The sequence below is a fragment of the Bradyrhizobium sp. SK17 genome, assembly GCF_002831585.1.
GTDB lineage: Bacteria > Pseudomonadota > Alphaproteobacteria > Rhizobiales > Xanthobacteraceae > Bradyrhizobium.
Genome location: NZ_CP025113.1, coordinates 3022809 through 3035349 on the forward strand (window position 1 = coordinate 3022809; position 12541 = coordinate 3035349).

The following is a 12541-nucleotide window of genomic DNA, read 5'->3' on the forward strand; positions in this document are numbered from 1 at the left end:
GTGGAAACCGAAGGAGCAGCTCCCGTTCCGATGATCGAGATCAAGGGGCTCTGCAAAAGCTTCGGAAAGCTCGACGTGCTGAAGGACTGCGATCTCACGGTCGCGCGGGGTGAAGTGGTGATCGTGTGCGGTCCATCCGGATCCGGCAAGAGCACGCTGATCAAATGCGTCAACGGCCTCGAGCCGTTCCGTGCGGGGTCCGTGGTCGTCGATGGCGTCTCGGTCGGAAGGTCTGCGGCGGAGATGACGCGACTGCGGGCACGAATCGGAATGGTGTTCCAGCATTTCGAACTCTATCCGCATCTGACGGTGCTTCAGAACATTTGCCTGGCCCAGGTGCACGTCCTCAAACGTCCCAGGGAGATGGCGGTCGCAAAGGCGAGGGACCTGTTGGCGCGTGTCGGGCTTCCAGACAAGGAAGACAGGTATCCGTCTCAATTGTCCGGCGGCCAGCAACAGCGCGTCGCCATCGCGAGAGCGCTGGCGGTCGATCCTGTCGCGATGCTGTTCGACGAGCCGACATCCGCGTTGGACCCCGAAATGATCGGCGAGGTGCTGTCCGTCATGCTCGAACTCGCCCGGGAGGGAATGACCATGGTCGTCGTGACCCACGAAATGGGCTTTGCAAAAGCTGCCGCCGATCGGGTGGTCTTCATGGACAAGGGATCGATCGTCGAAATCAACGAAACGAAACGCTTCTTCGAAGCCCCGGTCTCGGACCGCGCCCGCCGCTTCCTCTCGCAAATCCTGGCTCATTGACATGACACATCTGACGGTTCCTTCGGCTGAAGACGTTCTCGATGCGCGCCGCGCTCTCGCTGGTATCGCCGTCGAGACGCCTGTTCTGCGCTCCGAACGGCTGGACCGCCTGACCGGCGCCTCGATTCATATCAAATGCGAGAACTTGCAGCGAACCGGAGCCTTCAAGTTTCGCGGCGCCTACAACTGCCTGTCGAGGTTGGACGGCAAGCAATTCCCGGGCGGCGTGGTGGCCTATTCGACGGGAAACCATGGCCAGGCAGTTGCAACCGTCGCGAGGATGCTGGGAATCCGGGCAACGATCGTCATGCCGAGCGATGCACCGGGTGTGAAGGTCAGCAAGGTCAGGGAGAATGGCGCCGAGATCGTCCTTTATGACCGCAACACGCAATCACGCGAGGACATCGCGGCGGAGATAGCCGCAAGATCGCCGGTGGCCGTGATCCCGCCGGGCGACGATCCGTTCATCATCGCGGGACAGGGCACCGCCGTTGCGGAGGGGCTGGCTCAGATCGGATCCGCCCGTGACGTGACGATCGTCGTGCCATGTGGTGGCGGCGGTCTCGCCGCCGGTTCCTGCCTTGCGAGCGAGGCAATGCAGGCGGGATCCGACATCTGGGCCGTCGAGCCGGAGGGGTTCGACGACACGCGGCGCTCGCTGGCGAGCGGCAGCCGAGAGGTCAATCGATTGCTGTCGGGCTCCATCTGCGATGCGTTGCTGGCACCGACGCCCGCGGAACTGCCGTTTGCGATCAACGGCAAGCGCCTTGCCCGCGTTCTGGCCGTCTCGGACGACGACGTCAGACGGGCCATCCGCTTTGCATATGAGGATTTGAGACTGGTTGCGGAGCCTGGCGGCGTCATCGCGTTGGCCTCGCTGCTCTGCGATCCGACGCTGGTGCGCGGCAGGAATGTGCTGGTCGTCGTCTCCGGTGGAAACGTCGATCCGGCCGTCTTCAAGCAGGCTCTGGATTTCGACGTCAACGAGCCGGTTCGAGCGGCGTGACAGGAAACGAGACAAACAAGATGATCATCGACAAGTTCACCGCGCTGGCCACCGACAACGCGCCGGGGCAGGAGGTTCGCCAGGCCGCGGGCAATATCGGCAATCTGATGCGTGGTCCAATCATTGCCGGTCGCCCCGTCGACTTCTCGCACGGCGATGTCGACGCGTTCTTGCCGACACCCGGCGCCTCCGATCGCTTCTCCGAGGCGCTGGTGGCTGGAGGCTCGCAGGCCTACACCGAATACCGAGGCTCGGTCGATATCCGCGCGGAACTGGCCGAAGCGCTCGCCGCTTTCACCGGCGCGCCCGTCTCGGCCGAGCACGGCACGATCCTGACACCGGGTACCCAGGGCGCACTCTTCCTCGCGGTCGCCTCCCTGGTCAACGCCGGAGACAAAGTAGCGATCGTGCAGCCTGATTACTTTGCCAACCGAAAACTCGTGGAGTTCTTCGGTGGGCAGGCGATGCCCGTGTCCATGGACTATCTGAGTGGATCCGAAGAGGCGGGGCTCGACCTCGCGCAGCTCAAGCTCGCGTTTGAGGCGGGCGCTCGGGTCTTCCTGTTCTCGAATCCCAACAACCCGACCGGCGCGGTTTATTCCAGGCGCGAGATCGGGGAGATCGTCGAGCTTGCCAGGGCATTCGACGTCACGGTCATCGCCGACCAACTCTATTCGAGGCTTCTCTACGCCCGGGAAACATATACCCACATCCGCTCGGCAGGACTGCCCGAGGAGCAGGTGATCACCATCATGGGGCCGTCGAAGACCGAGTCGTTGAGCGGTTACAGGCTTGGCATCGCATTTGGCGCTCGCTGGATCGTCGAGCGGATGGAGAAGCTGCAAGCCATCGTCTCGTTGCGCGCCGCCGGCTACAATCAAGCCGTGTTCCGAACCTGGTTCCGGGAGCCCGAGGGCTGGATGGAGCAGCGGGTTCGGCAGCACGAGGCGATCCGAGATGATCTCCTGGAGGTCTTCCGAGACGGCGGCCTGCCGACGCGCCGACCGCAGGCAGGCAGCTATCTTTTTCCGAAATTGCCTCCGCTCCAGGTCGGATTGCAGGACTTCGTCCGATTGCTCCGACATCAGGCGGGCATCATCGTGACACCCGGCACCGAATTTGGTCCGTACCCGGATAGTATCAGACTGAACTTCTCTCAGGACCACGGCGCAGCGGTGGCCGCCTGCCGTCGCATCACCGAGATGGCGAAGCGCTATCGCAAGTAACGACGCATGACCAAGCAACAGCTCCCTGCACCGCAAGGGCGCTACGTTTCGGCGAGGCGTCACGGTGACTTGATCTTCGTGTCGGGCATGACCCCACGAAGGAATGGAAAGCTCGTCCATGTGGGGCAGGTCGCGCCGGGTGCCGTGATCGAAAGCTATCGTGCCGCCGTCGAACTCGCCACGCAGAACGCTCTGCAAGCTGCAGAAGCGACGTTGGGTGACGGAGAGCGGATTGCATCGGCGTTGAGCTTGACCGTCTACATCAACGCTGCTGCGGGCTATCTGCACCACGTCCAAATTGCCGACTTTGCGTCGGGGCATTTGGAAAGCTGCCTTCCCGAAAGTCCGCTTCCGGCGCGCGCTGCGGTTGGAGTGGCGTCGTTGCCGGGAGACGCTGTGGTCGAAGTTGCGCTGGTCGCAGTAGCGGCCGTCAATCCCGAGTCGCTGCGACGCTGACCGACGGTGCGCCATCAAGACCAACGGCGCGCGGGTCGAGATCCCTTCCAAAGGCAACCGCATCCAATCGCGGTGGAGCGCGACGTCTGATGTGAGCGCAGCATAGGCACTCCGTCATCCCGATCCCGCCGTTCCGAAGGGCGTCCCGCCTAAGAAATCCCCAACATAAGTTCCCCGTTTTCGCTTTGCTTTCGTTTTGGCTTGTGATCTACTCATATTCGAAAGTAAAACCGCTAAAGCGAAGGCGGTTGCCGGGGGAAGCGTTCTTTGGATCGAATTTACGACCTCGCCATCATCGGAGGCGGCGTTAATGGCTGCGGCATCGCGCGCGATGCGGCGGGCCGGGGTAACTCTGTTTTCCTTTGTGAAATGAATGATTTGGCGAGCGGGACGTCGTCCTGGTCGACCAAGCTCGTGCATGGCGGTCTGCGCTATCTCGAATATTACGAGTTTCGTTTGGTGCGCGAGGCGCTGATCGAGCGCGAGATCCTCTGGCAGATCGCACCCCACATCATCCGTCCGCTGCGTTTCGTCTTGCCGCACCATGCCGGCCTGCGCCCGGCCTGGCTGCTGCGGCTCGGCCTCTTCCTCTACGATCATATCGGCGGCCGGCACCTGCTGCCGGCGACGCGCTCGGTTGATCTGACGCGCGACGTCGTCGGCAAGCCGCTGATCCCGGGCCGCTACAGCAAGGGCTTTGAATATTCCGATTGCTTCGTCGACGACGCGCGGCTCGTCGCGCTGACCGCGCGCGATGCTGCCGACCGCGGCGCCGAGATTCGCACCCGCACCCGCGCGGTCGAGACCAGGCAGGTCGACGGAGTCTGGCATGTGACGGTCGAGGACACCACCAACGGCTCGCGCGACACCATCAAGTCGCGCGTGCTGGTCAACGCCGGCGGCCCCTGGGTCGAGCAGGTGCTGGCGTCGGGCGCCGGCGTCAACGCGCGCGCCAAGGTGCGGCTGGTGCAGGGCTCGCACATCGTGGTGCCCAAGCTCTATGACCACGACCGCGCCTACATCTTCCAGAACGCCGACGGCCGCATCATCTTCGTCATTCCCTATCAGGGCGATTTTTCGCTGATCGGCACCACCGACCGCGACTATGACGGCGATCCGGCCAAGGTGAAGGCGACGCGGGAGGAGATCGAGTATCTCTGCGCCTCGGCGAGCGAGTACCTTGCCAAGCCGGTGAAGCCCGAGGATGTGGTCTGGGATTATTCCGGCGTGCGTCCGCTCTATGACGACGGCGCGAGCGAAGCCAAGGCTGCGACCCGCGACTATGTGTTCGAGCTCGATACGCCGGGCGGCGCGCCGCTGCTGTCGATCTACGGCGGCAAGATCACGACCTACCGCCGCCTCTCCGAAGAGGCGCTGGAGCGGCTCGCGCCTTATCTCAACGGCGCGAAAGCGCAGGAGGGCTGGACCGGCAAGGCGCCGCTGCCCGGCGGCGACATGGATGTTTCCGCGGTCGCGGCGCTGACCGCCGAACTGGTTCGTACCTATCCGTTCCTCGCGCAGCCCCATGCCAACCGCCTGGCGCATGCCTACGGCACGCGCGCCCGCAAAGTCCTCGGCAATGCAGCATCGGCCGAAGATCTCGGGCGCGCCTTCGGCGCCACCTTGACGGAGAGTGAAGTCCGGTACCTGATGGCGAACGAATGGGCCCGGACCGCGCAAGATGTCGTCTGGCGACGATCCAAGCTGGGCCTGCGGATGACGGCGGGTGAAATCGCCGCGCTCGAAGAGTGGATGGCCGCCAACCGCGTGTCCGGTGAACGTCCCCTCCGCGAAGCGGGAGGACGGGCATGAGCGTCACACTGCAAAACGTCACGCGGACGGTGGATGGCGTTCCGACCATCCGCGACGTGTCGCTGACGCTGGAGCGTGGCACGCTCAGCGTGCTGCTCGGACCGACGCTGTCGGGCAAGACCTCGATCATGCGGCTGCTGGCCGGCCTCGACAAGCCGACCACCGGCCGCGTGCTGGTCGACGGCAAGGACGTCACCGGCGCCGACGTGCGGCAGCGCTCGGTCGCGATGGTCTATCAGCAGTTCATCAACTATCCCTCGCTCACGGTCTACGAGAACATCGCCTCGCCGCTGCGGGTGCAGGGCAAGCCGAAGGCCGAGATCGAGAAGCGGGTGGCGGAAGCGGCCGCGCTGTTGCGGCTCGAGCCGTTTCTCAAGCGCACGCCGTTGCAGCTCTCCGGCGGCCAGCAGCAGCGCACCGCGATTGCGCGCGCGCTGGTCAAGGGCGCCGACCTCGTGCTGCTCGACGAACCGCTCGCCAACCTCGACTACAAGCTGCGCGAGGAATTGCGCGCCGAGCTGCCGCGGATTTTCGAAGCCTCCGGCGCCATCTTCGTCTACGCCACCACCGAGCCGTCGGAAGCGCTGCTGCTCGGCGGCGACACCGTGTGCATGTGGGAAGGCCAGGCGCTGCAAACCGGCGCGACCCCGAAGGTCTACCGCCATCCCGACACCTTGCGCGTTGCGCAGGTGTTCTCCGATCCGCCGCTCAACATCATCGGCATCGAGAAGAAGGGCGACCGGGTGATCTATGCCGGCGGCGAGCAGGCGCCGGCGGCCGGCCTCTACGCCGGCCTGCCTGATGGCACTTACCGGATCGGCTTCCGCGCCCACCAGCTCGATGTCGGCAATTTCGCGGCCGGCCGCCACAAATTCTCCGCGACCGTGACGGTGACCGAAATCACCGGCTCGGAAAGCTTCGTCCACGTCCATGTCCACGACTCCAACTGGGTCGCGGTGCTGCACGGCGTGCACGAATATGAACCCGGGCAGGTGCTCGACGCCGCGCTCGATCCCAACGACATCTTCGTGTTCGACGCGGCCGATCGCCTCGTCGCTTCGCCCGCAACAAGTTTCTCGAAGTGAGGGAGATGCTTCATGGCCCGCATTGACCTCGTCGATCTCGCGCAGTCCTACAACGGCAATGACGCGCCGCTGGAATCCTTTGCCCTGAAGCCGGTCACCATGACCTGGCGGCAGGGCGGCGCTTATGCGCTGCTCGGGCCGTCCGGCTGCGGCAAGACCACGCTGCTCAATCTGATCTCGGGCATCGTGACGCCGTCGCGCGGACAGATCCTGTTCGACGGCAAGGACATCACGCCGCTATCGACGCAGAAGCGCAACATCGCGCAGGTGTTCCAGTTCCCGGTGATCTACGACACCATGACGGTGGGCGAGAACCTGGCATTCCCGCTGAAGAACCGCGGCGTCGCCAGGGCCGAGGTCGATGCCCGGGTCAGGCAGATCGCCGATCTGCTCGACCTCACGCCCTACCTGAACCGCAAGGCGACGCGGCTCACCGCCGATGCCAAGCAGAAGATCTCGCTCGGCCGCGGCCTGGTGCGTTCCGACGTCGCCGCCGTGCTGTTCGACGAGCCGCTGACGGTGATCGATCCCGAGCTGAAGTGGCAATTGCGCTCCAAGCTGAAGGCATTGCATCGCGAGCTCGACCTCACGATGATCTACGTCACCCACGACCAGACCGAGGCGCTGACCTTCGCCGACACCGTCGTCGTCATGCATGACGGCCGTGTGGTGCAGAGCGGCACGCCGGCCGAATTGTTCGACAAGCCGGCACATACCTTCGTCGGCTATTTCATCGGCTCGCCCGGCATGAACATCGTGCCCGCCGAGGTCAGCGGTCACGAGGCGCGGATCGACGGCCACGTCATCGGCCTGCGCCGCAACTACGGCGTCCTGCCGGCGGGCAAGAAGATCGAGATCGGCGTGCGGCCCGAATTCGTCGATATCGCGCCGCCGGCACCGGGATTGCTCTCGGCCACCATCGAGCGGATCGACGATCTCGGTCGCATCCAGTTCGCGCGCGTGCGCGTCGGCAACACCAAACTCGCGGCGCGCGTGCCGCCGGGCTTCTCGGTCTCCGGCGATACCGCCGGTCTCGTTTTCAATCCCGCCTATGTCCACGTCTATGCCGATAGCCATTTGGTGGAAGGGGTCGCCTGATGGACAAGACGATCAACCAAAAAGCCTGGTTCCTGGTGCTGCCGGTGTTCCTGGTGGTCGCGTTCTCGGCAGTGCTGCCGCTGATGACGGTGGTGAACTATTCGATGCAGGACACCTTCGGCAACAACCAGTTCTTCTGGAACGGCGTCGGCTGGTTCAAGGAGCTGCTTGATCCCTCGACCGATCTCGGCGGCCGTTTCCTCGCTTCGCTCGGCCGCAATCTGTTCTTCTCCGCCGTGATCCTCGCGCTCGAGGTGCCGCTCGGCATCATCGTCGCGCTGTCGATGCCGCGCGAGGGCTGGAGCGTCGCGGCCTGCCTCGTCATCCTCGCGCTGCCGCTGTTGATTCCGTGGAACGTGGTCGGCACCATCTGGCAGATCTTCGGCCGGCCCGATATCGGCCTGCTCGGCTATGTGCTGAACCACCTCGGCCTCAACTACAATTACGTCTCCAACGAGGTCGATGCCTGGGTGACCGTCATCGTGATGGACGTCTGGCACTGGACCAGCCTCGTCGCGCTGCTGTGCTACGCCGGCCTGAAGTCGATCCCCGACGCCTATTACCAGGCGGCGCAGATCGACGGCGCCTCGCGCTGGGCGGTGTTCAAGGCGATCCAGCTGCCGAAGATGAACCGCGTGCTGCTGATCGCGGTGCTGCTGCGCTTCATGGATAGCTTCATGATCTACACCGAGCCGTTCGTGGTCACCGGCGGCGGGCCCGGCAACTCGACGACCTTCGTCTCGATCGAGCTCGTCAAGATCGCGCTCGGCCAGTTCGACCTCGGCAAGGCCGCCGCGCTCTCGCTGGTCTACAACCTGATCATCCTGATCGTGTGCTGGGTGTTCTACACCGTGATGACCAATGCCGGCTCCGAGCGTCCGGTCAAGGAAGGAGCGGCGTGATGCATTCGATCCCCGGCCGCCGCCTGATCATGGCGCTGTTCCTGATCTTCCTGCTGTTGCCGATCTACTGGCTCGTCAACATGAGCTTCAAGACCAACGCCGAGATCGTCTCGACGATGACCTTGTGGCCGCACACGCCGACGCTGCAGCACTACCGGCGCATCTTCACCGACGAGAGCTGGTATTCGGGCTACATCAATTCGCTGGAATATGTCGTCATCAACACCGTGATCTCGATCGCGGTGGCGCTGCCGGCGGCCTATGCGTTCTCGCGCTACCGCTTCCTCGGCGACAAGCATCTGTTCTTCTGGCTGCTGTCGAACCGCATGGCGCCAGCGGCGGTCTACGCGCTGCCGTTCTTCAACCTGTATTCGGCGATCGGCCTGTTCGATACGCCCTGGGCGGTCGCGCTCGCGCACTGCATCTTCAACGTGCCCTTGGCGGTGTGGATCCTCGAAGGCTTCGTCTCCGGCGTGCCGCGCGAGATCGACGAGACCGCGTTCCTCGACGGCTATTCGTTCCCGCGCTTCTTCATCAAGATCCTGGTGCCGCTGATCGCGAGCGGCATCGGCGTCGCCGCGTTCTTCTGCTTTATGTTCTCATGGGTCGAACTGCTGCTGGCGCGCACGCTGACCTCGGTGCAGGCAAAGCCGATCGCCGCGATCATGACGCGCACGGTGTCGGCCGCCGGCATGGACTGGGGCCTGCTCGCCGCTGCCGGCGTGCTCACCATCATCCCCGGCGCGCTCGTGATCTGGTTCGTCCGCAACTACATCGCGCGCGGCTTCGCGCTCGGCCGGGTGTAATTCAATGATCAATCGACGAACGAGCATCTCGATGCCGGATTTCACCTCTCCCGGGGGGAGAGGTCGGATTTGGCGCGAAGCGGCAAATCCGGGTGAGGGGTTCCGCTCGATCGATAGACCGTACCCGCTCTCCCCATGGGAGAGGGGGCGTGCCGCGCCGTGCGGAAGGAGCTGAGGCATGGATAGCATCGCATGGATGGCATGGACCTGGCCGACCGCGGTCTTCTTCGTGCTGCTGGCCTGCACGCTCGGGATGATGACCTGGCTCGCGATCGCCTATCCCGAGGCGGAGCGGGTCGGCGTGCTGCGGATCCCGACCACGCGCGGCGACCGCCTGTTCGTCTCGCTGGTGCTGGCGGCGGTGATCCATTTGCTGTGGATCGGGCTCGTCGGCACCGATCCGATTTTCACCCTGCCGATCGGGGAGGGCGTTGAGATTTCGAGCCTGTGGCTCGGAACGGTAATTTCGCTTCTTTCAGCCGTGGTGATCTTTCGCACCGTCTGAAGAACGCGAAAAAGAGCAGATCCGGGGTCTACCCGGGCCTGGATTTTAGTCGCTGCAACCGGAGGAATCACATGCGACAATTACGAATGACTAGAGAAAGACTTTTGACGATGACCAGCGCGGTCGCGCTGGTCGCAGTATCGGTCACGCTTGTCGCGCCGGCCCGCGCCGACGAGGCGGCCGCGAAGAAGTGGATCGACAGTGAATTCCAGCCGTCGACCCTCTCCAAGGACGACCAGATGAAGGAGATGCAGTGGTTCATCAAGGCCGCTGCCCCCTTCAAGGGCATGGAGATCAACGTCGTCTCCGAAACGCTGACCGTGCACGAATACGAATCCCGCACGCTCGCCAAGGCGTTCGAGGAGATCACCGGCATCAAGGTCAAGCACGACATCATCCAGGAAGGTGACGTCGTCGAGAAGATCCAGACCCAGATGCAGTCCGGCAAGAACGTCTATGACGGCTGGATCAACGACTCCGACTTCATCGGCACCCACTTCCGTTACGGCCAGGCGGTCGACCTCACGGAGTGGATGAAGGGCGAAGCCAAGGACGTCACCGACCCGATGCTCGACGTCGACGACTTCATCGGCAAGTCGTTCACCACGGCGCCGAACGGTCACCTCTATCAGCTGCCCGACCAGCAGTTCGCGAACCTCTATTGGTTCCGCTACGACTGGTTCACCAACCCGGAATACAAGGCCAAGTTCAAGGCCAAGTATGGCTACGATCTGGGCGTGCCGGTGAACTGGTCGGCCTATGAAGACATCGCCGACTTCTTCACCAACGACGTCAAGGAGATCAACGGCGTCAAGGTCTACGGCCATATGGACTATGGCAAGAAGGACCCCTCGCTCGGCTGGCGGTTCACCGACGCCTGGCTGTCGATGGCCGGCAACGGCGACAAGGGCCTTCCGAACGGCCTGCCGGTCGACGAATGGGGCATCCGCATGGAAGGCTGCCGTCCGGTCGGCTCGTCGGTCGAGCGTGGCGGCGACGTCAACGGCCCGGCGGCGGTCTATTCGATCGTCAAGTATCTCGACTGGATGAAGAAGTATGCTCCGCCGCAGGCGCAGGGCATGACCTTCTCCGAGTCGGGCCCTGTGCCGTCGCAGGGCAACATCGCCCAGCAGATCTTCTGGTACACCGCCTTCACCGCCGACATGGTGAAGCCGGGCATCGCGGTGATGAACGCGGACGGTACGCCGAAGTGGCGTATGGCCCCGTCGCCGCACGGCGCGTACTGGAAGGACGGCATGAAGCTCGGTTACCAGGACGTGGGCTCGCTCACGCTCCTGAAGTCGACCCCGGTCGATCGCCGCAAGGCGGCCTGGCTCTATCAGCAGTTCATCGTCTCCAAGACGGTCAGCCTGAAGAAGAGCCATGTCGGTCTCACCTTCATTCGTGAATCCGACATCTGGGACAAGTCGTTCACCGAGCGTGCGCCGAAGCTCGGCGGCCTGATCGAGTTCTACCGCTCGCCCGCGCGCGTGCAGTGGACCCCGACCGGCAACAACGTGCCCGACTATCCGAAGCTGGCCCAGCTGTGGTGGCAGAACATCGGCGATGCGTCGTCCGGTGCGAAGACGCCGCAAGCCGCGATGGACGCGCTCGCCGCGGCCCAGGACTCGGTGATGGAACGTCTTGAGAAGTCCGGTGTGCAGGGTGCCTGCGGACCGAAGCTGAACAAGAAGGAAACCGCCGAGTACTGGTACAAGAAGGCCGAGAAGGACGGCACCATCGCTCCGCAGCGCAAGCTCGCGAACGAGAAGCCGAAGGGCGAGACGATCGACTACGACACGCTGATCAAGTCGTGGCCGGCCTCGCCGCCCAAGCGCGCCGAAGCGAAGTAAGACGGCGTACCAGCCCACGCGATCCGCAAACCACAGAAGGCCGGGAGCAATCCCGGCCTTTTGCTTTGTCGAGGGCGGTGGAGGCCGGTTCGGGATTGTGCTCAAATACGGCGATGAGGTCATCATGCGTCCGTGTGTCGTCGCATCATGACCGGGGAGTTTCGCCATGCGCATGATTTTTCGCTGCGATCCACGGCTTGCCGAGCATCTGCCGCGGCCCTACCCGGCGCGCAGTGCCTTGCCCGATTGGCTGCGCGCGATGCCGGCGAAGGCGCATTCCGAGATCCACGACCGCGAGATCCGCACGGTCAAGCAATGCCCGCCGTTCGTCGATGCGATGGCCCATGGGGTCATGATCCCGCTGCCTTGCGACGTCAGGGTCGAGCGCGGCGCCTTCGCCTGGGATTGGGAGATTCCGGAGCCCGCAACGCAGGGCCATCCGCGCGCACCGCTCAGCTTCCATCCGGCCGCGCAGCTTGCCGGCGCGCCGTTCGCCAACGGTCAGGCCGCGCTCAAGTTCAACAGCTTCTGGACCATCGAGCTCGAGCCGGGCTGGTCGCTGTTCGCGATGCATCCGGTCAACCGCGACGACCTGCCGTTCCGCTCGATCTCGGGGCTTGTCGATGCCGACCGCTTTCATGACGGCGGGATCAATTTCCCGGCGCTGTGGACCCAGCCCGATTTTGCCGGCGTGTTGCCGAAGGGAACGCCGGTCGCGCAATGTTTCGTGGTGCCGCGCGAAGCGCCGAAGCTGGTGTTCGAACCCTTCGACGACGCGCACCGGGAAGCCTATGCGAAGGTCGTGGGCGAAGTGCTGGCCGCGCCGAATGTCTATCGCAAGCATTTCCGCGCCAAGCGCGGGCGCCTCACGTCCTCCTGAGCCGGCTCAAGGAAATCGTATCGGCCGAAGCGGCTTGATCTTGAATTCAGGCTGTTGCGGCGATATGGTATGCTAATGTACGATCTCGTGGCGACGCAACGTAATCGCGTCGCGCCCCCATCTGATGGCAACAAGGCGAGCGGCAATGGCGAT

The 12541-nt window shown here is 63.9% G+C and carries 12 protein-coding genes; all 12 read left to right on the forward strand.

Going from position 1 to position 12541, the window contains the following annotated elements; translation table 11 throughout:
* Positions 1-30: 30 nt before the first annotated feature.
* Positions 31-759 carry an amino acid ABC transporter ATP-binding protein gene (locus tag CWS35_RS14065; RefSeq protein WP_100956335.1) on the forward strand — a complete coding sequence of 243 codons (729 nt, stop codon included), beginning with the start codon at positions 31-33 and terminating at the stop codon, positions 757-759.
* Position 760: 1 nt separating this feature from the next.
* Positions 761-1765 carry a threonine/serine dehydratase gene (locus CWS35_RS14070; protein WP_100952241.1) on the forward strand — a complete coding sequence of 335 codons (1005 nt, stop codon included), beginning with the start codon at positions 761-763 and terminating at the stop codon, positions 1763-1765.
* A 20-nt stretch (positions 1766-1785) separates the two neighbouring features.
* A complete protein-coding gene (locus CWS35_RS14075) occupies positions 1786-2991 on the forward strand; it encodes a pyridoxal phosphate-dependent aminotransferase (protein WP_100956337.1) in 1206 nt (401 codons plus the stop codon).
* Positions 2992-2997: 6 nt separating this feature from the next.
* Positions 2998-3447, forward strand: a complete 450-nt coding sequence (locus CWS35_RS14080) for a RidA family protein (protein WP_100952242.1) — start codon at positions 2998-3000, stop codon at positions 3445-3447.
* Positions 3448-3714: 267 nt separating this feature from the next.
* The gene (glpD, locus tag CWS35_RS14085) at positions 3715-5259 is read left to right on the forward strand and encodes a glycerol-3-phosphate dehydrogenase (RefSeq protein WP_024580397.1); all 1545 of its coding nucleotides are present in this window, start codon (positions 3715-3717) and stop codon (positions 5257-5259) included.
* Positions 5256-6344, forward strand: coding sequence for an ABC transporter ATP-binding protein (locus CWS35_RS14090; protein WP_100952243.1), 1089 nt, complete (start codon positions 5256-5258; stop codon positions 6342-6344). Before glpD ends, CWS35_RS14090 begins: the two co-directional genes overlap by 4 nt.
* Positions 6345-6356: 12 nt before the next feature.
* Positions 6357-7442 (forward strand): ABC transporter ATP-binding protein, encoded by a 1086-nt coding sequence (locus tag CWS35_RS14095; RefSeq protein WP_100952244.1) that lies wholly within the window; start codon positions 6357-6359, stop codon positions 7440-7442.
* Positions 7442-8344: a carbohydrate ABC transporter permease gene (locus CWS35_RS14100; RefSeq protein WP_024580400.1), complete on the forward strand. Its 903-nt coding sequence runs from the start codon at positions 7442-7444 to the stop codon at positions 8342-8344. The genes CWS35_RS14095 and CWS35_RS14100 overlap by 1 nt, the downstream gene beginning before the upstream one ends.
* Positions 8344-9150: a carbohydrate ABC transporter permease gene (locus tag CWS35_RS14105; protein WP_021075985.1), complete on the forward strand. Its 807-nt coding sequence runs from the start codon at positions 8344-8346 to the stop codon at positions 9148-9150. Before CWS35_RS14100 ends, CWS35_RS14105 begins: the two co-directional genes overlap by 1 nt.
* 178 nt (positions 9151-9328) lie before the next feature.
* Positions 9329-9655: a DUF2160 domain-containing protein gene (locus CWS35_RS14110; RefSeq protein ID WP_024580401.1), complete on the forward strand. Its 327-nt coding sequence runs from the start codon at positions 9329-9331 to the stop codon at positions 9653-9655.
* Positions 9656-9765: 110 nt separating this feature from the next.
* Positions 9766-11508 (forward strand): ABC transporter substrate-binding protein, encoded by a 1743-nt coding sequence (locus CWS35_RS14115; RefSeq protein WP_168226328.1) that lies wholly within the window; start codon positions 9766-9768, stop codon positions 11506-11508.
* 166 nt (positions 11509-11674) lie between these two features.
* Entirely contained in the window at positions 11675-12388 is a 714-nt protein-coding gene (locus CWS35_RS14120; protein WP_100952246.1) for a hypothetical protein, read from the forward strand.
* Positions 12389-12541: the final 153 nt, after the last annotated feature.

Coding starts and splice junctions, on each gene's coding strand:
- CWS35_RS14120 (WP_100952246.1), top strand. CDS start 11,675: ATGCGCATGATTTTTCGCTGCGATCCACGGCTTGCCGAGCATCTGCCG.
- CWS35_RS14065 (WP_100956335.1), top strand. CDS start 31: ATGATCGAGATCAAGGGGCTCTGCAAAAGCTTCGGAAAGCTCGACGTG.
- CWS35_RS14090 (WP_100952243.1), top strand. CDS start 5,256: ATGAGCGTCACACTGCAAAACGTCACGCGGACGGTGGATGGCGTTCCG.
- CWS35_RS14075 (WP_100956337.1), top strand. CDS start 1,786: ATGATCATCGACAAGTTCACCGCGCTGGCCACCGACAACGCGCCGGGG.
- CWS35_RS14105 (WP_021075985.1), top strand. CDS start 8,344: ATGCATTCGATCCCCGGCCGCCGCCTGATCATGGCGCTGTTCCTGATC.
- CWS35_RS14100 (WP_024580400.1), top strand. CDS start 7,442: ATGGACAAGACGATCAACCAAAAAGCCTGGTTCCTGGTGCTGCCGGTG.
- CWS35_RS14115 (WP_168226328.1), top strand. CDS start 9,766: ATGACCAGCGCGGTCGCGCTGGTCGCAGTATCGGTCACGCTTGTCGCG.
- CWS35_RS14080 (WP_100952242.1), top strand. CDS start 2,998: ATGACCAAGCAACAGCTCCCTGCACCGCAAGGGCGCTACGTTTCGGCG.
- CWS35_RS14070 (WP_100952241.1), top strand. CDS start 761: ATGACACATCTGACGGTTCCTTCGGCTGAAGACGTTCTCGATGCGCGC.
- CWS35_RS14095 (WP_100952244.1), top strand. CDS start 6,357: ATGGCCCGCATTGACCTCGTCGATCTCGCGCAGTCCTACAACGGCAAT.
- CWS35_RS14110 (WP_024580401.1), top strand. CDS start 9,329: ATGGATAGCATCGCATGGATGGCATGGACCTGGCCGACCGCGGTCTTC.